Origin of the sequence: Endozoicomonas sp. Mp262 (assembly GCF_025643335.1) — a bacterium.
Taxonomy (GTDB): Bacteria; Pseudomonadota; Gammaproteobacteria; order Pseudomonadales; family Endozoicomonadaceae; genus Endonucleibacter.
Genome location: NZ_CP092490.1, coordinates 16231 through 39508, shown reverse-complemented (window position 1 = coordinate 39508; position 23278 = coordinate 16231). Strand labels below are relative to the sequence as shown.

General features: G+C 46.7%; 15 protein-coding genes. 5 read left to right on the top strand and 10 right to left on the bottom strand.

Annotated elements, in window-relative coordinates; translation table 11 throughout:
* Positions 1-343 precede the first annotated feature (343 nt).
* The 3 genes from MJ595_RS23215 to MJ595_RS23205 form a co-directional block, all read right to left on the bottom strand.
* Positions 344-727 (bottom strand): hypothetical protein, encoded by a 384-nt coding sequence (locus MJ595_RS23215; protein ID WP_263322602.1) that lies wholly within the window; start codon positions 725-727, stop codon positions 344-346.
* Positions 724-1371 carry a hemolysin III family protein gene (locus MJ595_RS23210; protein WP_263322601.1) on the bottom strand — a complete coding sequence of 216 codons (648 nt, stop codon included), beginning with the start codon at positions 1369-1371 and terminating at the stop codon, positions 724-726. The genes MJ595_RS23215 and MJ595_RS23210 overlap by 4 nt, the downstream gene beginning before the upstream one ends.
* 322 nt (positions 1372-1693) lie before the next feature.
* Complete coding sequence (locus tag MJ595_RS23205) at positions 1694-2914, bottom strand: DUF4236 domain-containing protein (protein WP_263322600.1); 1221 nt, start codon at positions 2912-2914, stop codon at positions 1694-1696.
* Positions 2915-3234: 320 nt separating this feature from the next.
* Between MJ595_RS23205 and MJ595_RS23200 the strand changes: the two genes are divergently transcribed.
* Genes MJ595_RS23200 through MJ595_RS23185 form a run of 4 tightly spaced genes read left to right on the top strand, consistent with a single transcriptional unit; the run spans position 3235 to position 12226 of the window.
* A complete protein-coding gene (locus tag MJ595_RS23200; protein ID WP_263322599.1) occupies positions 3235-6522 on the top strand; it encodes a helicase-related protein in 3288 nt (1095 codons plus the stop codon).
* 27 nt (positions 6523-6549) lie between these two features.
* Positions 6550-7239 carry a DUF4391 domain-containing protein gene (locus MJ595_RS23195; RefSeq protein ID WP_263322598.1) on the top strand — a complete coding sequence of 230 codons (690 nt, stop codon included), beginning with the start codon at positions 6550-6552 and terminating at the stop codon, positions 7237-7239.
* A gap of 45 nt (positions 7240-7284) precedes the next feature.
* The gene (locus tag MJ595_RS23190; protein WP_263322597.1) at positions 7285-9150 is read left to right on the top strand and encodes a site-specific DNA-methyltransferase; all 1866 of its coding nucleotides are present in this window, start codon (positions 7285-7287) and stop codon (positions 9148-9150) included.
* Positions 9151-9163: 13 nt separating this feature from the next.
* Positions 9164-12226, top strand: a complete 3063-nt coding sequence (locus MJ595_RS23185) for a DEAD/DEAH box helicase family protein (RefSeq protein ID WP_263322596.1) — start codon at positions 9164-9166, stop codon at positions 12224-12226.
* 15 nt (positions 12227-12241) lie between these two features.
* On the opposite strand, the gene MJ595_RS23180 is transcribed toward MJ595_RS23185, so the two are convergent.
* The 5 genes from MJ595_RS23180 to MJ595_RS23160 form a co-directional block, all read right to left on the bottom strand.
* Complete coding sequence (locus MJ595_RS23180) at positions 12242-12475, bottom strand: hypothetical protein (RefSeq protein ID WP_263322595.1); 234 nt, start codon at positions 12473-12475, stop codon at positions 12242-12244.
* Positions 12476-12593: 118 nt separating this feature from the next.
* Positions 12594-12797 (bottom strand): cold-shock protein, encoded by a 204-nt coding sequence (locus tag MJ595_RS23175; RefSeq protein ID WP_263322603.1) that lies wholly within the window; start codon positions 12795-12797, stop codon positions 12594-12596.
* A gap of 232 nt (positions 12798-13029) precedes the next feature.
* A complete protein-coding gene (locus MJ595_RS23170) occupies positions 13030-14880 on the bottom strand; it encodes a hypothetical protein (RefSeq protein WP_263322594.1) in 1851 nt (616 codons plus the stop codon).
* Between the two features lie 4 nt (positions 14881-14884).
* Positions 14885-16093, bottom strand: a complete 1209-nt coding sequence (locus MJ595_RS23165) for a hypothetical protein (protein ID WP_263080119.1) — start codon at positions 16091-16093, stop codon at positions 14885-14887.
* Complete coding sequence (locus MJ595_RS23160; RefSeq protein ID WP_263322593.1) at positions 16093-19614, bottom strand: hypothetical protein; 3522 nt, start codon at positions 19612-19614, stop codon at positions 16093-16095. Before MJ595_RS23160 ends, MJ595_RS23165 begins: the two co-directional genes overlap by 1 nt.
* Positions 19615-19649: 35 nt before the next feature.
* On the opposite strand from MJ595_RS23160, the gene MJ595_RS23155 reads away from it, so the two are divergent.
* Positions 19650-20129, top strand: coding sequence for a hypothetical protein (locus MJ595_RS23155; protein ID WP_263322592.1), 480 nt, complete (start codon positions 19650-19652; stop codon positions 20127-20129).
* On the opposite strand, the gene MJ595_RS23150 is transcribed toward MJ595_RS23155, so the two are convergent.
* Together MJ595_RS23150 and MJ595_RS23145 are read right to left on the bottom strand one after the other, a co-directional pair.
* On the bottom strand, positions 20113-20484 hold the full coding sequence (locus MJ595_RS23150) for a hypothetical protein (protein ID WP_263322591.1): 372 nt from the start codon (positions 20482-20484) through the stop codon (positions 20113-20115). The two genes, MJ595_RS23155 and MJ595_RS23150, sit on opposite strands and share 17 nt — an antisense overlap.
* Positions 20484-23276, bottom strand: coding sequence for a tape measure protein (locus MJ595_RS23145; RefSeq protein ID WP_263322590.1), 2793 nt, complete (start codon positions 23274-23276; stop codon positions 20484-20486). The genes MJ595_RS23150 and MJ595_RS23145 overlap by 1 nt, the downstream gene beginning before the upstream one ends.
* Between the last annotated feature and the right edge of the window lie 2 nt (positions 23277-23278).

The following is a 23278-nucleotide window of genomic DNA, read 5'->3' as shown; positions in this document are numbered from 1 at the left end:
TTGAATGGGAGATTTTTTTGTATTAACGGGTGCGGTTTCTCGACGTGACTCATTCATAATGACCTCTGAGTTAACCACCTATCCATAAAATAGGGTATGGAGTAGGAGGAAGTATCATCATGGCAAAGAAAATCAGATCAGTCGGTACGCTACCACACATAAATCAAAAAAATTAAAAATACTTACACCAACATCTCTACGGCAGCTCATAGCCCGGATGTTTCATAAACTGCCCCGACCATTACTGCCCCCTAGAGCCGCAAAGGATCAGCAAGGCTGGGGCACGTTTATGAAATATCCGGGATAGACTATTAACCAACAGACTGGTGATTATTTACCTCGGTTAGTGGTTCTGAGAATTATTAACATCCTCATAGTTTCCCAACCTATATGAATCAACAGCACTGATAAACCATATAATAAGAAATACAGCTGTAGCAATATAAACAAAGGGTGTATCAGGCCCTGTCGATTGTTTTGATAACACATCTAAAATCAACGCAAAATCCGCTTGGGACTGGCTATTCTGAATTTTTTCAACAACCTGCTGAACTTTATGCAAACCATTAGAAACCAAAACATAAAGTGCTAAAAGCGCTGTCCCGGATAATAGAATGCCCGGAATAGTTTTTTTTAAAAAAAAGTGCCCTGTACCAGGGAACACAAAAACAGACAATAAAACGGCTTTCGTTGACTTGTTCATTGAAAGATCGCTTGCAGCTTTCAAGCAGCGTACCAGTAGATGGCAAAGTAATGGCACACTGTACCGGCCATTACAAATAGATGCCAGATCAAATGACCAAACAAAAGCTGAGAGTCTGTTGCAAAAAAGTACACACCAACCGTGTAAAACAAACCACCTGACAGTAGCAAAAACAAGCCTGCTTCAGGCACCTTGACCAGCAACGGATCAACAGCAACAACAATAAGCCAACCCATAAGCAAATAAAGAAGAGTGGATAAAATCGGCCATGACCCTCGGCTAAAAACCTTCAAGCCAACCCCTATTGCAGCCATCCCCCAAATAGCACCAAAAATCGACCATCCCCATACACCATAAAGAACCCCTAATGTAAACGGTGTGTAAGTACCCGCAATCAGTAGAAAAATTGCCGCATGTTCAATCACTCTAAAAACACGCTTAGGAAGCCCAACGGGTAAGGCATGATAGAGAGTCGATGAAAGATATAAAAAAATCAGCGTTCCACAGAAAATACTGGCACCAACCAGAAATCCTGTGTTTTCCTGCCCCGCTGCATGAATAATAAGAAATGGTGTAGCAACCACTGCAGAAACGAACCCAATACCATGACTAACGCTATTTGCTACTTCCTCAGCCTGCGTTTGCAGACGCTCAGAGCCTTTAGACATGACTTTAATACCTGTACCCTCCTATCAATTGATATTGATCAGGCACTGGATTATTTATAGCAAAGGCAATTATTTGCGATAACAACGAATGGTTATATCAAGCAAAGGGTTGCATATTGCAGCATAGCTGATGGCTTAGTCCAACCGTCACCCGTTCCACTGCCCCTTCCAGTCGCAGTATCGGTTGATGGTCAGTCATCGTTGCACGTTTTTGGGGTGTCGGGTTGGCTTGGTACATAAGAAGAGTGATCAGTCAGCTTGAAATTCCGCCCCATCATAACAGAGAGTCTGCTTAAACAGGCACGGACCAAAGCCACCCCACTCACAATGACATAGCCAACTGTTCTGATGAAATAACAGAAAATGGCTCAACACTTCTGAAGATACCGGTTTTGGTCATATTCCTGCGCAGATCAAAGGTTGCCATCAACTCTGGTAAAGACAACTCATCCAGCGTTGAAAAGTCCACCTGCTGCCACGCTTCACGGGGTACCTTTACAGAGTACAGGCACTCTTCATCAAACGACGCTGTCGCAGAATTCAGGCGCTGGGTATGCCCGGTGAAAGTGATGGTCTGTACAGGTATGGCTCTGAATATTTCCCCGATAAGCCGAAAGCCAATGCCGTGTACGTAGTGCATATACAGCTTTCTTTTTTTGGTGGGCGTTAACCCTTTTGAAATAAGCCGCCACTCTTTTTCCTGTACTTTATATTCAATACCGGGCAGCTCAGTAATCTCGGGAAAATGCGTCTCCAGCGCAATCCGTTTCATGGTGCTATCAACGATTAAGCGGGTATCCACTTTATGAGGCCACTCCAGCCGTCCTAAAACCTCATAAAGAAACGCCGTGGCATTGGCAACCGAGGCAAACCGGTCATTCCAGCGTGCTCTTTGCTGTTGCTCATGTTCATCAACCTTGCGCTGCCATGCCACCTGTTCGCTTCGGTACTGGCTTTCCAGTCGCTGGTTTGACTCTTCAATAGCCTTACGTCGCCAGGGCAGCAGACGGTCAAGCCAGCTAATGGGCTGATAACCGGGTTCTTCCGGTACCGGCTCATCCAGTGGGCAATAATATAATGACCAGTCGAAGGTGCTGTCGGGTTTGGGGGTACTCTCATGAATATGAGTGATAGCCAATAACGGTCCATTTAACCGTGCGCACGCCATCCGCAGCAATGCCGTCATATCCTCCCAGTGATGTTGCCGAATGCGCCAGGCTTGTTCTTCTGGGAAACTATTGCCCTCATCATCCTGTATCAACAGCCTGTGGGAACTATCCAGAATAAAGTAGATATTGTCCTCGGCAGACGGCACCCGCATATGAGAGATATCAACGCGGTCTTTCATACTGCCTCCTGGCTTATCAATTCGGGTACGGTAGGACAGTCCGGAACCGGGTACGCCAACATTGGCATAGACGCCGTTCTTCCCGGCAGTCACCGAAGCACCCTTAACACCTGCGCTGACACTGACGCCACTTTTGGACAGATTTAAACGAACACCGGGCAGAATTTTAATGGTTCGACGAAAGCGATATCCCATAGCAATGCACTATTCCTTAGTCACCCTTTAAAAATGACATTTTTTCATAATCAGTACCAATTGGAAAAATTGATAGAAAAAAAGATCAGCTCCCCTTCGGGGATAGCTAATACAACAACCCGTTTTAAGGCAGGTACAATGCGTTAATTTCCTGTAATCTACTCAGCAGTAAAAATTTCACCCTAAGCTACCGAGGCCCATGCTCCGCCTGGTCAATAACAGACCATGGCTCACCTCCGGGCGGTAGCGTGCCGATAAATCAATTAGTAATGCCGCAAACCAGTCACAATCCTGATCAACGGAGCCTCTGAACGCCTGCGATGGAAATTATTGATAATCTCAATACACTTTTAGGTGATGAGATAAAACACTCACTCAGCAAAAATTCCAAGCTCAAAATTGCTGCCTCTTGCTTCTCAATATATGCCTATGAAGCCCTGAAAAAAGAGCTGTCAAAAATTGACTCCTTGGAATTTATCTTCACCTCACCCACCTTTGTGGCAGATGAAGTCACCGACAAGTTCAAGAAAGAGAAAAGGGAATTTTTCATCCCCAAAGCAGGCCGGGAGAAAAGCCTCTACGGTTCCGATTTTGAAATCCAGCTGAAAAACAAGCTCACTCAAAAGGCCATTGCCAAAGAGTGCGCCGACTGGATGCGTAAAAAAGCCCAGTTCCGCTCCAACAAAACCGATGCTCCCATGCAGCCTTTTGCGGTAGTTTCAGACAAGGATCACGAAAGCGTCTTTGCTCCCATCAGCGGCTTTACTGCCGTGGATTTAGGTTACCAGCAGGGCAATGCTGTCTCCAACTTTGTACACAAGTTCGATCAACCCGCATTCACCAACCAATACCTGCAACTGTTCCAGCAAATCTGGAGCGATCCGGCCAAGCTGCAGGATGTCACCGAAACCATCTGCCAGCAGATCGAATCGGTCTACCAGGAAAATTCACCAGAGCGTGTCTACTTTTTACTGCTCTACAATATTTTTCATGAGTTCCTGGATGATCTGAACGAAGACGTCCTGCCCAACGATCAGACTGGCTATCAGGACACCCTGATCTGGAATAAACTGTTCAATTACCAGAAAGATGCTGCCACCGGCATAATCAACAAGCTGGAAACCTACAACGGCTGCATACTGGCCGATAGCGTTGGCCTCGGTAAAACCTTCACTGCTCTGGCCGTCATGAAATACTATGAGCTGCGCAACCGCTCGGTGCTGCTGCTCTGCCCGAAAAAACTATCGGACAACTGGCTCAACTACAACCGCAACCTGAAGACCAATATCTTCGCCAAAGACCGTTTCAACTACGATGTGCTCTGCCATACCGATCTTAGCCGTACCAGCGGTGAGTCCTTCGGCACCCCTTTGAACCGCATCAACTGGGGCAACTACGATCTGGTGGTGATCGATGAGTCCCACAATTTTCGCAATAACGATGCGGTGAAAGACCGGGAAACCCGCTACCAGAAGCTGATGAACAAGGTGATTAAGGATGGCGTAAAAACCAAGGTGCTTATGCTCTCGGCTACGCCGGTTAACAACCGCTTCACCGACCTTCGTAACCAGCTGGCCTTGGCCTATGAGGGCGACTCTGCCAATCTCACCAAACGGTTAAAAACAAACAAAACGGTAGAGGAGATTTTCCGCAACGCCCAAACAGCCTTTAATAACTGGTCGAAACTGGAGCCAGAACAACGCACCGCCAAAGCTATTCTTGATGCCCTGGAATTTGATTTCTTTGAACTACTGGATAGCGTCACCATTGCCCGTTCCCGCAAACATATCCAGAATTTTTACGATACCAGCGACATCGGCCACTTCCCCAAGCGGCTCAAACCATTGTCATTCCACAGCCCACTGACTAGCCGAACTGATGTAGTATCATTCAATGATATTTTTGAACAATTGCGTCTGCTCAAGCTCTCCGTTTATGCGCCCGTCAGCTATATATTGCCCAGCCGTCTAAAAAAATATGAAGATATGTACGACACGGATGTTGGTGGAGGCAAAGGCAAGCTGCGACAGGCTGACAGGGAAAAAAGTCTGGTGGCCCTGATGACCACCAATCTGCTCAAACGCTTGGAAAGCTCTGTAGATGCTTTCCGCAGCACCCTGCAATCCCTGCACGACAATCACGAGCGGGTACTGGGTATTATTGAAGAGTTTAAAAAACGGGGCGGCACCACCGAAGTAACTAGCCTGAGCGAAGCCCTCAATAGCATAGAAGCCGATGATGATGAGCTACCTTCCTACCACGATATGGAGATTGGAAACAAAATCAAAATCAAGCTGACAGATATGGACTTGCCTTCCTGGCAACGGGATTTAGCAGCTGATCTGGAGCTTATTCGTGCTTTGCTGGCTTCTGTGACAAAAATAACGCCGGAAGATGATGCCAAGCTACAGCACCTGAAAAAACATATCAGGGAAAAAATCGAAAGACCGATAAATACTGGCAACCGTAAGGTAATCATCTTCACCGCTTTTGCGGATACGGCAAACTACCTTTATAAACACTTGGCTCCTGAACTCTTATCAGCCTTTGATATTCATTCAGCAATGGTCACCGGCGGGTCTGGTCTCCCTAAAACGACGCTGAAAACTGGGCGTAAGGGCTACGATATACAGGAAGTACTCACTCTGTTTTCCCCGGTGTCAAAATCCAAGGCCACCATTTTACCAGATGAACCGGCTGAAATTGATCTGCTCATCGGCACTGACTGCATATCCGAAGGCCAGAACCTGCAGGACTGCGATTACCTGATCAACTACGACATCCACTGGAACCCAGTGCGAATCATCCAGCGCTTTGGCCGGGTAGATCGCATCGGCTCCCCCAACCAGTGCATCCAACTGGTGAACTACTGGCCTGATATCTCACTGGATGAGTACATCAACCTGAAAGAACGGGTGGAGAGCCGCATGACCATTGTGGATGTCACCGCTACCGGCGACGACAACGTTCTCAGCGCTCAGGCTAACGATGTTTCTTACCGAAAGGAACAGCTAAAACGATTGCAGGAAGAAGTGATTGAGCTGGAAGACCTGAAAACCGGGGTTTCCATCACCGATCTTGGCTTGAATGAGTTCCGTATGGACTTGCTCAACTATGTGAAGCAGTTTGGCGAACCCCGCAACCAGCCTAGCGGAATGCATACCGTAGTGCCAGCACAACCAGAGCTGGGCTTGAATCCCGGTGTATTCTTTGCCCTGCGCAACCTCAATAACAGCATAAATGAAGACCAGCAGAACAGGCTGCACCCCTACTACCTGATTTACATCGATAATCAGGGTGAGATGATCGCCAGCCACTTTGAGGTCAAACACCTGCTGGATTTAATTCGCACTAGCTGCAAAGGCCGGGCAGAACCTGTTCATCTGGCTTGCCAGCGGTTTAACGAGCTTACCGATGATGGTCGAAATATGTCTGCCTACTCCAATCTACTCAGTCAGGCGATTCGAAGCATGATTGATGTGAAGGCGGAGAAAGATATCGACAGCCTGTTCAGTGGCGGGCCAACCTCAGCACTGGTAAATACCATTGCCGGGCTGGATGACTTTGAACTACTCGCTTTCATCGTTGTCCAGGATGAACATTGCTGATGACAAAGATAACACGAGATAGCTCCTTTGAATCATAATACCCTTGATCATCTATGGCAGTTTCCGGCACAGGCCCGGTTTGGACAGATCATTGCCAAAGATAAGATTTATGAAAGAGTCACTGTATCGGCAGCGTTAAAAAAGCACTTTGTCGAAGAGGTAGAGCAAATCCGCTGGGCTTACAAACTGGCTCCAGACACGATTAACCTGCCAGCAAATGAAGATGTTCCAGAGCTTGAAATCATCACTATTACCTTGAAAGGTGAAACGCTGGCCAATGATGTGCTGTCCGCCATTGATAAGGCCATCCCGCTGCCCCTGATATTTGAGATAAAACGGCAGTGGGGCGAAACCATGCAAATTCGCTATGCCGCAGCTTTTAAGGAACGTAATGCCGCAGATGCCTCTCAATGGCATTGCTCAGACTATCTATTCTCTGACTGGATGAACTCTGACAAGACAGAAGCTGTGACTCTACCGATGACCATTAATCTACCGGCACTGTATCAGCAAATGCTTGCCGTTTTGTTACCCGTCCCTCCCCGTGAGGCTGAGACCACTGGTCAAACACTGGCTCGGGTAGCGAACATTAACAGCCAGCAAAAAAAACTGTCACAGATGAAAAAGAAAATGACAACAGAAAAACAGTTTAATCGAAAGGTAGAACTGAACCGCAAGTTAAAAACCCTTCAGCAGCAGCTAAACCAGCTTTATTAAGTCTATTCATCACATCTTACAACCTATATTTGGAGCTTTTCCCTGATGGAAAAAATGAAAATGCACAGCCCTGACTTAACCCAGCAGAATATTGAGAAAATCCGGGCACTCTTTCCCAGCTGCGTGACGGAAGCACAAGGTAGCGATGGAAAAATTACACTGGCTATCGACTTTGACCAGTTAAAGCAGGAGCTTTCCGGTGCCATTGTAGAAGGGCCTCAGGAGCGTTATCACCTTAACTGGCCGGGTAAGCGGGAAGCATTGCTGACCGCCAATGCTCCTATTGCCAAAACCCTGCGCCCTTGCCGGGAAGAAAGTGTCGATTTTGACACTACCCAAAATCTATTTATAGAGGGGGATAATCTCGATGCGTTGAAGCTGTTGCAGGAGACTTATCTGGGTAAGGTGAAGATGATCTATATTGATCCACCTTATAATACTGGAAATGATTTTATTTATTCTGATGATTTTTCTGAAGATATCCAGTATTTCAAAAAACGATCAAATCAAAATGACACTGAAGGAAATCAGTTGATTGCAAATACAGAGTCTAATGGCAGATTTCATTCTGACTGGATGTCTATGGTTTATTCAAGACTAAAAATAGCAAGAAATCTTCTATGTAATGATGGCATATTGATTTGCAGTATTGATGAACACGAAATAAGTAATCTGCATAAAATTATGGGTGAGGTTTTTAGTGAAAACAATATAGACACGCTCATTTGGAGGAAGAATGGAAAACAAGGTAATACCAAGAAAATACTAAGATTCAAAACCACTCATGAGTATTTAATTATTGCCTATAAAAATAAGAAAGAAACAAGAATAAAAAAAGTTAAATTACTTCCCAACTGGAAGGGTGAAAAAACAAATGCTGATAATGATCCGAGAGGTAACTGGGAGTCAGGTGTTATTTGTCTACATGAAGATAAATCAGACCCTAGGTCAAAGAACTTTTATACAATAACTTTGCCTAGTGGAAGAGATATTACAAGGGAGTTTTTTTGTTCCAAAATCGAACTGGATAAACTTATTTCTGAAGGAAGAATTTTTTTTCCTAAGAAAGGTGACGGAATACCAAGATTAAAAATATTTGAAAAAGAGGAGCAGGAATACTTTTTTGATTCAATTATTGATGAAATGGGAACATTCACCTCAACAAAAGAGGATTTAGGCTTACTACTCGGAAACAAAGATATCTTTGATACTCCAAAACCTGTAAAGATGATAAAAGAATTAATGCGAGCTACTACCAATAGTAACTCTTTAGTATTAGACTTTTTTGCTGGTTCAGGAACAACGGCGCACTCATTATTTGAACTAAACGCTGAAGATGGAGGTGGTAGGAGATTTATAGCGGTACAGCTATCTGAGCATTGTTCAGAAAAATCCGAGGCATTTAAAAACGGATACAGGAAAATCACTGAACTTTCCAAGGATCGAATTAGGAAAGCGGGGGAAAATATTGTTAAAAAACCATGTGATCATAACTGGAACCAAGATATCGGCTTCCGAGTATTAAAAGTAGATACCAGTAATATGTCAGAAATCTACTATTCCGCAGACCAAATCTCCCAAGGCAACCTTGAACTGCTGGTCAACAATATTAAGGAAGACCGCACCGATGAAGATCTTCTGTTTCAAGTACTGCTGGATTGGAGTGTTGACCTGACACTACCCATTCGCAAAGAGACTATCTGCAACAAAACCGTTTTCTTTGTGGATGACAACGCCCTTGTCGCCTGTTTCGATTCTAATATCACCGAAGAACTGATTAAAGAGCTCGCTGCTTTAAACCCACTGCGAGTTGTATTCCGTGATGATGGCTTTGCCTCCGATGCGGTGAAGATCAATGCTGAGCAGATTTTCAAACAGTTGGCCCCTGGCACTGAAGTGAAGTCGATCTAAGGAGTGCGGAGCGATGAAACTTAAATTCAAGGTACAGGATTACCAGACCAACGCTGTGGAATCAGTGGTGGACTGTTTTGCCGGACAACCCAACCTCTCCGGTTTGAACTATCAGATTGACCCCGGCAAGGCAGCCAAAGGAACAACCGGCTCGGTAATACCTTCAGTCGAAGGGTTCAAGAACGCTGATATTCAACTGTCCGATGTTCAGCTGCTCAATAATATCCATCAGGTACAGACCCGCCAGAACCTGCCGGTATCCGACAAGGTGGTCAGTAATGCCAGCAGCCCCATTAACCTGGATGTGGAAATGGAGACTGGTACGGGTAAAACCTACTGCTATATCAAAACCATATTTGAGATGAATCAGCGTTACGGCTGGAGCAAGTTTATCATCGTAGTGCCCAGCATCGCCATTCGGGAAGGGGTGTATAAATCCCTCAATATTACCGCCGAGCATTTTAGCGAGAGCTATGGTAAAAAAGCCCGCTTTTTCATCTACAGCTCCAAAAATTTACCTGCTCTGGAAAGCTTCTCCTCCGATGCAGGCATCAATGTGATGGTAATCAATATTCAGGCCTTTAATGCTACTGGTAAGGATAACCGCCGCATTTATGAAGAACTGGATGATTTTCAGTCCCGCAAGCCCATTGATGTCATCAGTAAGAATCGCCCCATTTTGATTTTGGACGAACCCCAGAAGATGGAAGGCAGAAGGACCCTGGATGCCCTGGCCAAGTTCAATCCGCTGATGGTGCTACGCTATTCCGCCACCCATAAAACCACCCATAATAAGATTCACCGTCTTGACGCCCTGGATGCCTATAACCAGAAGCTGGTGAAAAAGATTTCTGTACGGGGGATTAATGTTAAAGGGTTATCAGGCACTTCACCTTACCTTTATCTGGAATCCATAGAGATATCCAAAAGTGCTCCGAAAGCACGGATCGATATGGAGATAAAACAGGTTAGCGGCATTAAGCGTATTGGAAAAAAAATAAAAAAAGGTGATAACCTGTACGACCTCAGCAATAATCTTGATCAATATAAAGGCTTTGTCGTTTCAAATATTGATGCAAGAGACGATACCGTTGAGTTTTTGAATGGTGAAAAACTGTATGTAGGTGATGCAACAGGGGATGTGACTGAAGACGCCAAACGCCGAATTCAAATCCGGGAAACGATTAAGGCCCACTTTGAAAAAGAACGTCGACTTTTCTCGGAAGGTATTAAAGTGCTCTCCCTGTTCTTTATTGATGAGGTGGCAAGATACCGGGATTACGCCCAGCCCGATGATAAGGGTGATTATGCTCGTATCTTTGAGGAAGAGTATGAAACGCTGAAAAAAGAGTATTTAAGCGACATGCTGCTGGATAAGGGCTACCGCAGTTATCTTGAAAGGATCACTTCGTCTACCACCCACAATGGCTACTTCTCTATTGATAAGAAGAGCAAACAACTAAAGGACCCTAAATTCAAAACCCGTGGAGAACAGGCGGGCCTTTCCGACGATGTGGATGCCTACGATCTGATTCTGAAAGATAAGGAGAAACTGCTCTCTTTTGAAGAACCCACCCGCTTTATATTTTCTCACTCTGCCCTGCGTGAAGGCTGGGATAACCCCAATGTGTTTGTGATGTGTATGCTCAAGCACAGCGACAACACCATCTCCCGCCGTCAGGAGGTAGGGCGTGGCCTGCGTCTCTCCGTGAATCAACATGGCGAGCGACAGGACCACCCTGCTACAGTACATGAGATTAACATACTCTCTGTCGTCGCCAGTGAAAGCTATACGGACTTTGTTACCAATCTGCAGAGGGAAATCAGTGATTCGCTTTCAGAGCGCCCACGCAAAGCGGATATAGCATTTTTTACCAACAAGGTTATTACTACAGAGACAGGCACCAAAAAAGTCGATGAAACCATGGCGAAGCAGATTTATAAATATTTGCTTAAAAACGATTATATCAATGACAGCGATGACTCTATTTCTGCTGACTACCATGAGGAAAAAGCTAATGGCACTCTTGCTGCCCTGCCTTCTGGGCTGGCACCTTATCAGGAACAGGTTTTTAATCTGATTGACAGCGTATTTAGCGAGGGACAGATCCAGAAGCCCGAAGATGGCCGCACGCCAAAAATCAATCCGCTCAATGCCAACTTTAAGAAAAAAGAGTTTCAGGCACTTTGGCAACGCATTAATAAGAAAGCAGTCTATAGGGTTGAGTTCGATTCTGATGAGTTAATTAAGCACAGCGTGCAAGCACTGGATAAAGAGCTGATTGTTACACCGCTTCAGTACACAATTCAGACAGGCACACAGGTAAGCGCCATTAGCGATAGTGAGCTATCATCCGGTCAGAGTTTCAAAGTTGATGGAACAAAAACGGAGTTCCACAATGCCAGCGTCCATTCATCCGTGACATATGACTTAATTGGAAATCTTGCAGAAAAAACACACCTGACCCGTAAGACAGTCGCCACGATTTTGGCACAGATGCTGCCCATCAAGTTTTCATTATTCAAGCAGAATCCGGAGCACTTTCTGGCAGAGGCAAGCCGGTTAATTAATGAGCAAAAAGCTTCGGTTATTATCAATAAGTTAAAATATGATACAACGGATCAAACTTACGATACGGATATATTTACGGCTTCCCAGGCTGGCCAAGACTTTTCTTGTGCTTCTGACAAGCTGAAAAAGCATATTTATGATTACCTCGTAACAGACTCAAAAGGTGAGCAAGCCTTTGCGGCAGCTCTGGAAAGTGATGAAAATCTGGTTGCTGTTTATGCCAAGCTTCCACGAGGATTTTTCATCCCTACGCCTGTAGGTGATTACAATCCGGACTGGGCGATTTCATTCAAGGAAGGTACAGTCAAACACATTTACTTTATTGCTGAAACTAAAGGTTCTATGTCAACCATGCAGCTCAGAGGTATTGAAGAACGAAAAATAGCCTGTGCCCGTCAATTTTTTAAAGAGTTAAACAGGGCTACAGAAGATGAAAATGTTACTTATGATGTTGTAACAGACTACGATAAATTGATGAGTGTGGTTGGTGGGGTTCCTACTTAATTTTAGTAGCCTCTATTACACCTCCACCTCATACTGCGCCAATTCCGGCGCAGTACCCTTAACCTCCCCACCTTGCATAAATGCTTTCTGTCCTGCCTCAACTGACTCACCATTCACTGCAACCACTGTGCCATCCCTTAACTGCGCCTGGCTGGTGCCATTGCCATTGTTGGCGGTAATGGTAACGATAGTTCGGCTGCCTTCCGGTATCAGCGCTTTGAACTTTTGCCAGATGTTGGTGGTGGCCATACCATGTCCCTCATTTCTTATTTTTCCTCAAACCAAAAAAAAGGCAACACCCGGAGGTACTGCCTTTCTGTTCCTCACCTTCAGTGAGGTAGTAGCTACAAGTCTGTAGCCCCGACCATTACAGAGGACGGATTTCTTCAGCCTGAGGACCTTTCTGGCCTTGAGTTACTTTGAACTCAACACGCTGGCCTTCAGCCAGGGATTTAAAACCATCACCAACGATTTGACGAAAGTGAGCAAATACGTCTGGTCCGCCATTTTCCTGGGCGATGAAACCAAAACCTTTCTCGTCGTTAAACCACTTAACTGTACCGGTACTAATAGACATAGTCATATCCTGAAACTTGAATAATAAAGGTAGCCTTATGATAAGGCGGTTGAGCTAGAAGTTTTATTATTACTTATGGAGAATATGACGAGCTGTTACACCCGGAACATCAAATCTGTACATAAAGAATAAATCACACTTTTAACTTGCCCGCCCATTATATACTGCTTTATTCCTTAGGCAAGGTGTATATATGCCTCTTTGTAATGAACATGGCAGGTGCATTCTATGAATAATGCCTTTCCAACGTTATAGCCTGCGTCACTTTTCCAGAACCCCCAGTAGCTTTGATAAGGGTACTGAGACACAAAGCACGCCAGTTTCCGGTAACATCCTGTACTTCTACCAGTACTCCTGGTTCTATCAGGCCGGGGGCTGTTTCGGTATCGGTGAGAGGTAGCTCGATGGTGGTAATGCTCTGATTGCTGCCTTTGCTCAGTTCGTTTCTGCCACGCTCAGTATTAACCTGTGTTGCTGTTAGCCAGTCTTCGAAAATATCAGGAGCAGGATTATCGCCAGCTGTACCCTGTCGTTTGACGTTGACGGATACGCCTTCATAAATGCCGGAGACATAAACAGCATTATAGTGTGGTTCCGGTTGCCAGCTGGCACTTAGGCTGATGACCATACTGGCGGGGACTATTTTGTCCATGGTGGTATCGGGCCAGTTCCATGGACTTTCCGGATAGCGGGGCTGGATAGTGAGAGTATCTGTGTTTTTATCGGGGATGATAACCGCTCCGGCTGTGGTGGCGATTCTAGCAATCACCTGCATAGCCGTTTGGTTCTGGTAACTGAAGGTGTTGCCGGGGATGATCCAGTCAGGGGTGGTGTAATCACCTTCGGTTGGCCAGTTGAGGGTAAAGCCGGTATTGGTCAGTTCTTCGGTTGCAGCCTGTTTTGCGTTGATACTGGTTGTGCTGCTTTTGCTTCTCAGTGGGGCATAGGGTGCGGCTAACAGGCGGGTTCGACTGGTGCCATGGATGGTGTAGCGTTCCCGGTTAAATGCCCGGTCAGTGTCATAACGCTCAATCATAAACAGCCACTGCCAGCCATTAATATTCACTTCTATTTGCTTCATGCCATTACTGTCTGGCTCCACCTGTGCCAGGCTGCTTGCTCCCCATATTTCGCCCCTTAACGACCATGCAAAACTATCAATATCGAGGCTTATATCCAGTTCCCGCATTTCCAAAGGTATACGGTCGGGTAAAGTCACGACGCTGATAGTGTTCATAAGCAGGTAGGTTTCTCTAATATCGGGCTGTTGGGGTTCGGGCTTATCGGGTTGGGGTTCTGTCTCGCCGCCGTATTCACTGGTGATATGCTCATCCGTAATTTTCTGACCGAAACCCCACGGGATTTTGACCGGCTGATCCTGTGCCTGATGACTATCAAAGCGCTGGTTTAAACGGGCGTCTTTTGGGCGAATTGCCTGCTTTTCAGGGCGGACGCTAAAACGGAAGTAAACGGCAGGCGTTGATAATGGGCTATAGCGGCGATGGCTAAAGTAAAAATCAAGAAGGATTGAAGCGGCTGGCTGATAGCCTTGATATTCATCCTCTGTTTTTTCTGTAAATTCATCCACCCGGTAAAAGGATTCCGTCTGCTGTTTATCCTTTCTTGGCGGAATCTGCCAGTGGTGGTTTTTTTGTTGATCCTGATTCTGAACACTTTGATCCCATAGGCTTTGTCTATGGCTATCCATGGCCGTTAACTGAACCCACTGGTCTGCTTTTTTATTATCTTTAGGCTGAGCCGGTTTAAAGCTGGATGATACAGTGACTTCCTTATAGGCTAACCTGCCCCAGTTAAGCTGAAACAGTGCGCTGCTTGCTGTGGCGTCTTGATAATTAACTTTGTGCTCACTGTATTGTCTGCTGGCATTTAAAAACAGGCTTTCCTTGTTGATTTCACAGCCACGACCTTGACTCCATTGTGACTGGTACTGACTGACCACTGAAGGCGGTGGCAGAAAGATAACGCCAGGCTCGGGGTAAAAGGTAAAACTGGATTTAGGAAGATAAAATTCAGAAGGAAAAGCAAAGTCAGCCCTGACCGGAGGTTGGTAAGCCATAGTCTTATGATGGAGTAATTTCTGGCAGCAGTGGACCGTGGGCTAGAGGGCGGGTATAAGGCTTGGCCTTGAATTGTGCGGTGCCTATGGCTTGGTTGTTCTCGATATCAAACCACCACTGAGGCTCGGTGCTGTCACCGGTTCCGGCTACGGTGCAAATATAAATATAGCCCTGAAACTGGGCAGGGCGGATAACGTCACCTACCTGATAATCCGTGTCCGGTTGCCATAGCTGGCCATAGTTATCCATCGCTAATACCAGCACCTCCCCTTCATAGGGACTGGTATCCAGCGCATAGTCACCAGTGGCCGGATCGCTCAGGGTGCTATCCAGGACCGCGTGCCGGGTTTGCTCACTGCCTGCCACTTCCAGTAAGGACTGGGTAATGGCAAAGACCCGCCGTGATACCGGAATACCGTCTTCTGTCACTGTTCCCTGAATGGTGGTGGTGTTGCCATTGCCGGGAATAATAATCCCACCCGCTCCTCCTGTGTCATCTGGGAGACCACTGCCCTCAATCCAACTAACCCCGGAGTTAATCAGGGTTAATGGCGCATCGCCATCATAATTGGTTCGGGTACACACCAGTTTAAGGTCAGTGGCAGCACTAAAGTCTGCCTGCCATTTTCCGATGCTTAAGTGGAAGTTATCGGGAGTAGGAGAACCAGAAACAGTTTCAGGCAGAATAGCCAGGTCTTTGATAAACACATTTTTTGCCACATCAATAGTCGCATCGCCCCTGCCAATGTCTACCTTAATATATGTGTCAAAAATAGTGTCTGAAGTACTGGGATAGTAGCCCGCTGTTGTCACTGCGACAGAAGTGCCATTGATATAAATTTTTAAATTACCGTTATCGGCATATTTGCCGGGGTAATCAAAAATAGCCGCTATTTCTATAAGCTCATCAAGGGGCAAAGGATCGACGGTGGTAAACTGAAAATAGCGGGATGGATTATTATATATCTGAATTTTGCAATCCAGCTTGCCATCTGTAAGCCGAACATAGAGAGCGGTATTGCCTTCATTAGTCACTATATTCACCAAGGGGGAGTTATCAGAACCTTCCCCGCGCTCCAGCAGCATCCAGATTTTATGGCTATAACCATCATGGCTAAAATAAGGAACCCCAACATGAAAGCCAAAGGGGCTATACTGGTTTGTCTCCAGATAGCCGTCTATATTATCCTTATCAAAAAATACCCCCGCCATCAGTCTGCGTCTCCCCGAATCTGCAAGGTAAACCTGTCGTTTTTTTCTGTTCCCTGACCGGCCAGTACGGTTCGACAAATCCACAAAGGTGCCAGACAGCCATCGGTATTAAAGCGTATGGCATTACCCGCAGACCAGCCTGTACCCCAGCCTTCTTTTTTTAGAGTGAAGTAAGGGGCATTGGTTTCCGGGTTTATGGGAGCCATATCGGTGTCGGTATTGCCGGAGGCGATAATCCCCAGTTTTTCTTCCACCACCTGAAAGCTATTGGTACTGGTAAAGAGTATGGCCCACCGACCATCGATAGCGCCTTTATTGGTGACCTCTACCGGGTAGTTAATGGTGTTGTATTGTGCGGTGGTCTGGTCACCGATACGGTCATCACTCCAGTTGGGTGAGCCGTTATCCCACACCTTTTGGCTATAAAAATGGTGAACCCTGGCCTGCAAATCACCATAGACTACGGCACTGCTGACCGTGGTTTCCCCGGCAGGCAAGTCCCAGGGGACAGGGGCGATAATGGACAGCTCACCGTTAATCTGCACATCACTCACCACGCTCATATGTTCCACCCGGTCTTTTGCGGTAAAAGGTGCGGTGAGTGGATTGCCTTCAACATCCATCAGGCTTAACGGATCGGCAAAAGTGATCTGTCCCGCCTCCCGGTCAACGGTATACTGATTAGTATCCAGCAAGGTGCCGTCACTATCTTCAATGATGATCTCTGCCTGATGGTTACGGCTGAGGTTAACTGCCTGACCGGCATTAGGCGTAGCCAAATCTGTGCTGCTGGTGTGATTAATCACCACAATATCGCCGGGACGAAATACCGGCACTTGGCCGTCGGGTGGTAAACGCACCGGGTCCAGTCCAATTAATCCGGCATCCAGCGGCAGGTTGGTTTCTACCACGCAGTTATAGCGAATGCTTTGGGGAATCACATAAATAGACTCAGCCCCATCGGTAAACTGAAGTTCACACCAGCCGGTAGCCGTATCTATTTTTCCCTGAACCTCTGCCGTATTAAACGCGCCATTAAAATCTGCGGTGGCGGTAATGATCTCCGCGTTATCTGCCCGAATCGCAGTGAGCTGCAAGCTTCCAATACGAATGGGTGCGCCGGGAGTCCTGAATGAAACCGCATCGGTTTTAAAGCCGGACCGGACAGTGGCAGCGGCTTCAATAGTGACAGCACCCTGTGCACCATCAGGATAGCTGGCTAAGGTGGCCACCCCGCCAGTGTAATCAATGGTCCCCACATTGACTCCGGCATTGGTGGCGGTGCTGACTGATTTATAAAGCAAACCATCCCGATCAAAATAGGTATCTCCCTGCCAGCTAAAAATCAAACTACCCGGTAACAATGGATCGGCTATTAATGGCAGCAGATCAATGGTGAGTTCAGGATTATTGATGGTTTCTATGTAAGGGCTATGGCTGAGGCTATTATCCTGGGCTTTGGCGATGACCGTTGAACCTGTAAACAGTTCTGTTTTAGTCACCGTGGTACTGGCCAGGCTAGCACCGCGAAGAGTACCTCCTCCTGTTACTGTGTATTCCGTATAGTCATAATTCTCAATAGCCTGAACACTGAAGGCACCGGTCTGGTAATCCAGGGTGCCGGTTAAGCCTTGCCAGCCTCCGGCGGTATCGTCATACAGGGTTTTAGTTTTCTGATGGGTGGTGGTATAACTCTGGAAATCTTTGGTATTGGCGGTATTGGGTACATTGCTGTCACGCTCCACCATAAACTGAAGACTGACCGAGCCAGGTAATAATGGTGCTCCCGAAATAGTGCCGGTCATCATCCCGGCACCGTCAACAGCTACAGAAATATTCCCTCCTGCCACCTCACCTTGCTCATAGCTGATCTCGATCTCAGTACCACTATCCGGCATGGCCTCCAGCTTAAAGCCCAATTCTCCCGACACATAATAAACGGTTCCATGCCCATCCCCGGACAGCACACCATTCCCCTGATCGGTCAGGGTTTTAGTTTCAGTGCTGCTAATATACGTCACCGTCAAACTGCCGGGTTTAATACCAGGCTTTTCGGTGACATGGATAAAAGAGGGAGCATCGGCCACAGCATCCCCGGTATGAATAGCCATTTCATCATCATTCTGTGCCACATAGTTAAAGACAATGGCACTGTCCGGGTCGGGCATAGCATCAAGGGTGAGAGAAACACTGCCAGTAGCAAAATCCATAGTGCCTGTGCCACTTCCTTCCAGAAGTCCGTTGCCGGGATCAATCAAATCCTGCCATTTGTTCAAGGCAATAAAACTGATGGCGAGCGTCCCCGGTTTAGGTTTGGCCTCGGCCAGATTAAGGGTGTAGTTAAAGCCCCGATTCTGATTGGTAATCTCAAGGGAACTGCTAATGGCTGCCCCCACAACGGCTGTTGCAGGGGTATAGGTGACTGAAGCCTGGCCGGTGCTATAACTGCTATTGCGCCAGACATTTAACTCCCCGGTTTCATAATCCAGGGTGATACTGGAAAAGCTGTTAGCACCACTGCTATGGATAAACCCGCCCTTGCTATCATCCTGCCAGGTGCCACTTTCAAGGGACAAGGTCACACTACCGGGTAAAGCACCGGTTTGCAGAAAGGTACGGCTCTGGTTGCCGGTGATATGAATCAACTGACAGGATACTGAACGGCTGCTTTCACTGGCTGGCACCAAATTTTTAGCCGTGTATATACCTGACTGATCCAGCAGGGGGCTTTCCACCCGAGCCGATGGCACTAAAGGCGCATAAACCGAACGCACCTTAACGCTTAAATCCCCCTGGGTAATATCCGCCTTGGTTGGCTGGATACTGTAATACTTGGCCGCATCTGCAACTTGTGTGGCATTAATAATACTTTTGGGTTTGGTGGTGCCAGAGGGCGTTACCCGACCGCCAGGGAAATTAAAGGCCAGTGCCGAGCCGATTTCCATATCCACCTTGCGGCGAACCAGATCAATATAACTGCCAGTGGCGTATTCATAGGTAAAGGTTTCCAGGGTATGCTCAACCGCTGTGACCCGAATAAACTGCTCATTGCCAGTATCCTCATCCAATAGCCGATACACCTCGCCTACTTCCGGCAGTTTCTGTTCTTCCCGCTGAACCGCACTGATACTCCGCTGCCCAGCCATCTGGTTCCCCAGCAGCTCAAAACTGGCAATGGTGCTCGGCACCACATAAGCCTCAATCCGGTTACGGGCATCCCTGCGTTCATCGGTCTGGCTATCGGTATTAAACAACAGAACGGAGACATTAGGATCGTTTGGTGGGTCGGTGAGGATGATGTGGCTACCCAGATAGACATCATTATTATCGGTATCAATGCCAATAAATGCCTTACGTAATGCAACATCTCCAATGGTTCGGTCTATCCTTGAGATATCCTGAAAGAGATTATTGACGTTACCATCTATGACTTCTGTTCCTGTTACACGACCGCCACCATCGTTTTCACCGGTCAGGCGCTGGCTTTCAAGAAGCTTAATGTTTTTATCATTGATGCTCAATGCTGTCTCCATTTAATGAAATTCAGGAAAAAACAATGACTAAAAAAACAAACCCATTTTTTTTATTTTTTATACTGCTGATTAATATCAATGTTGAAGCAGTAGAAATTGATCGAAAAAATTCAAATAATAAATCAATAAAAGTTATTCTTGATAATGGTATTTCAATGACATTTCAGCCAGAAAGTTTAGATAGAGCAACTAGCCTAGACAAAAATAAAGTAGAAAAATCTCACCACTTTCTTGAAAGTATGCTTGCTTATGAAACAGTTGATAGCACCCAGAAACCTCACCTTTTCATTCTTACCCCTAGTGGCTTGTTCAGGTTTCACATGCTAATGATAGGCGTATACCATCCTATTCCTGACAAGATTTTCTCTCTCCATGAGTACCACAGTTACGTACAAAATAATTATATAGTATATAGAGATCCTTCTAATCATAAAGAAAATCTAGAGTTTTATGTAACAAAGTGGCTCGAACACTCATCACAAGGAACTATGGAAAAACAATAAACTGTATTTTTACAAAGTAATATACATCAATCCCTAATAGCACAGGGGTGGCAAAAATAGGGTTTTCTTTATTCCGACGAAAACAAACTGAAAAAGTACGCCCATCAGAAAAGATTAAGGGTAACTTTTTATCAGGCATGTTAGCCAAAGCCATCAACTCCAAAACGGTGGCTCTGGTAACCCACCCGGCTTCATCACCACCGGTCAAAGTAATCGGCCTGCCGTACAGCTTAGCCTGCTCCTGCACCATCAATGCTCCCGTCAGACTGCGGTCAATAGCCTGAGCCACCGGATTCCAGTCAAACTCATCCACCCAAAGCAGGTCATCGGGCAATTCTATATGGTCGAGCATCATCAGACAGATCGCATCCCTGCATATTTCAGCATATCCAGTAGTTTGGTTTCATCTCGTGGATTTATGCCCACATTGATATTACCGCCAGGGTAGTCCAGGCGAATGACTTTATCTGGTGTTGTTTTCTGTTTTGGTGGTTGTTGTGGAGCCTGAATAGCGGGCTGTGTTTTTCGTTCTTCCCGCTTTTGCTGTGCTGATTGCCTGCGTCGTTCATCATAAATCTGGCTATTCAGGTTGAGGGCTTTTTGCAGATTTTGCTGTGCGGTGCTGTCACCACTGGCTTTTGCTTCTTCCAGTTCTGTCTGTAGCTGGCGCTGTCTGGCCTGATACTGGCGTTGTTCTATCTGCTCATTTTTTCCCTGCAATCGATCCAGTTCATTTTGCAGGTTTTCCAGTGTGCTTCGGCTGCTATCTGCTAATCGCTCCATTCCTGCTTCGGCCTGTTCAATAGAACGGTTGAGCTGGTCGAGGCTTTGCTGATCCAGCAGGTTCATGGTACTGGCGACAGTTTTGCCCTGGCTGACAAAGGCTTCCATACTGACTTTGCCCTGCTCATAGGCATCCATCAGTTCCATTAACGCTATCTTCTGTTCAAGAAACTGCGCCTTGATATAAGCGGCATTGGCTCCGGTTTTGGTTAGCCAGCTATCAATGCCTGTGGGGTCGGCAGAGATAGTTTCGGATAGTCGCTGTGCTTCTGCCTGTGCTGCTTCAAGCTGGTCTTTCAGGCTGGCAATATCATCCTGTGCGTTGCCGGTGGTGCTTTGATCGACACCCTGCACAGACTCAAATGCCTGTACTGCGGCATTACTCATCTGGCCCAATTCATCCGTAAGGCGGGTGTAGTAATTCGCCAGGGTTGCAGCGACCGAACCGGCAGCCTCGCCCATTGCCTCTTGTTTGCTGGCGGTTTCTTTGGTGGCTTTGGAGTACTTTTCTGTTGCCTCAGTCACCTGCTCTGTTTTTTCTTGTAGCCCGGTCATGGCTTGCTGGGTTGCGGTCAGGTTTTCCTGAAGCGCCCCCTGGTCCTGAGCTATGTTTTTTGTGGTTTTCTGACTTTCTTCTCGAATAGCCTGTTGGGTTTGTTGGTTACTATCAGTGAAACCCTCAACGATACCTCTGAAAGCAGCCTGAATATCCTTCGCATCCTGTTTGACCTGCTCAGCAAATTGATCACTGGTGGCTTGTAATGATGCTTGAACCCGTTTTGTTTTAGCGACCAGCTCATCCGCATTAAGAAAAGAGAAAAGTTCACTGGCTCCGTTAGCAATTTGAGCAAAGGCGGCACTCACTGCCAGACCAAAAGACTTAACAGCGATGGTGAAGCCATTGAAAAACAGCTTTAGTCCATTACCAGTCATCGTAAAGGACTGGTTTAACCCGGCCAGAGTCTGGCTGATAGCATCACTGGTACTTTTGACCCTGGCGACCACATCATCAAAGGTGATCCCGGCAAAGTTGGCCTTGATAGCCTCGCCCATTTGCACAAAGGCATCACTGATAGATTGTGCCAGCCTGAACAAACGACCATCTTCGCTCATACGAGTGATCTGCTCAGCAATGGCTTTTAACTGAGCCTTGGCGTACTCCAGCGCACCACTTTGGGCAATTTCATCCAGAAAGTTTTTCCAGCTGTCTTTCAGGTTGCTGACATAGCCTGATAACAGGCTCATATTCTCTGCGGCAGCACCAGAGGCACTTTTACCAATCTCATTAATCAGCAGTTTGATGGTTTCCTGGCCGAGCTTGCCTGCGGTGGAGAGCTTTTGAAGTTCCTGTACGTTTTTGCCCGTGGCTTTTTCCAGCAGCGACCAAACCGGTACACCCCGCTCTACCAACTGCAAGATTTCTTCACCTTGCAACTTTTGTTTCGCCCATGCCTGACCGACGGCTAAGGTGATACCATTCAGCCGTTCCATCCCACCGCCGAGCTTGGATGCCTGGTCGACAATGGCCTGCATGGTGCCATCCATAGGATCGAGGCCGAAGGCTTTCAGGCGGACAAAGGATTCTGCAACCTGTTCAAGTTGGTATGGGGTATCCCGAGTAAACTGTTTGATCCACTCAATAGCTTTTTCGCCGCCTTCCAGTGAACCCATAATGGCATTGAGCTGAACCCGTAAACGCTCGAATTGATCGCCAGTATTCAACAAACCGGTAACGGCACCTTTTAACCCATAAAGGCCAACAGTCGCCCCGATCAATGCCGCAAAACGACCAGATAAGCGCTGAATACTGCCAGAAGCTTTCTCAGCATCCTTGGCGACCTTTTTAAAAGCCGTTTGTTTCAGGGCTGTAGCAGCCCGTCTGGCCTTTTGATCAAACTGCTCAAAAGCTTTGCTGGTTTGGGTTATTTCTCCTTTTAGTTTCTTCTGCTGAGCTGACAGATGCTTATGAGAGAGTCCCGCTTTCGTTAATATCCCCCTTAATGCTTCCAGCCGAGCACGTTGCTTTTGGTAGGCGGCACTGGTATCCGATGCGGCCCGACGGGCAGCCCGCAGTTGCTTTTCCAACTGTTGTGTCGGCTTGTCTGCTTTTTTATAGGCAACGGCTAATTTTTCTACCTTGTTTCTGGCCGCAGCATAGTCAAGATTCGCCTGGCGCACCGATTGGATTTGCTGCTTAAACGATGCCAGCAGCTTATCCTGATTACTCAGCTCAGTGAGTTTATTCTTTAACTGGCGGGCTTCGCTGCGGAATTTTTCCAGAGATGCCGAGGACCGCCGCACAGGGCGAGACAGGGTATCCCTGGCTTTAAGTACCAATCGAATGGCAGACTCTTTGATGGACATGG

Coding starts and splice junctions, on each gene's coding strand:
- MJ595_RS23210 (WP_263322601.1), bottom strand. CDS start 1,371: ATGTCTAAAGGCTCTGAGCGTCTGCAAACGCAGGCTGAGGAAGTAGCA.
- MJ595_RS23205 (WP_263322600.1), bottom strand. CDS start 2,914: ATGGGATATCGCTTTCGTCGAACCATTAAAATTCTGCCCGGTGTTCGT.
- MJ595_RS23200 (WP_263322599.1), top strand. CDS start 3,235: ATGGAAATTATTGATAATCTCAATACACTTTTAGGTGATGAGATAAAA.
- MJ595_RS23190 (WP_263322597.1), top strand. CDS start 7,285: ATGGAAAAAATGAAAATGCACAGCCCTGACTTAACCCAGCAGAATATT.
- MJ595_RS23185 (WP_263322596.1), top strand. CDS start 9,164: ATGAAACTTAAATTCAAGGTACAGGATTACCAGACCAACGCTGTGGAA.
- MJ595_RS23180 (WP_263322595.1), bottom strand. CDS start 12,475: ATGGCCACCACCAACATCTGGCAAAAGTTCAAAGCGCTGATACCGGAA.
- MJ595_RS23170 (WP_263322594.1), bottom strand. CDS start 14,880: ATGGCTTACCAACCTCCGGTCAGGGCTGACTTTGCTTTTCCTTCTGAA.
- MJ595_RS23165 (WP_263080119.1), bottom strand. CDS start 16,093: ATGGCGGGGGTATTTTTTGATAAGGATAATATAGACGGCTATCTGGAG.
- MJ595_RS23155 (WP_263322592.1), top strand. CDS start 19,650: ATGACTAAAAAAACAAACCCATTTTTTTTATTTTTTATACTGCTGATT.
- MJ595_RS23150 (WP_263322591.1), bottom strand. CDS start 20,484: ATGATGCTCGACCATATAGAATTGCCCGATGACCTGCTTTGGGTGGAT.
- MJ595_RS23145 (WP_263322590.1), bottom strand. CDS start 23,276: ATGTCCATCAAAGAGTCTGCCATTCGATTGGTACTTAAAGCCAGGGAT.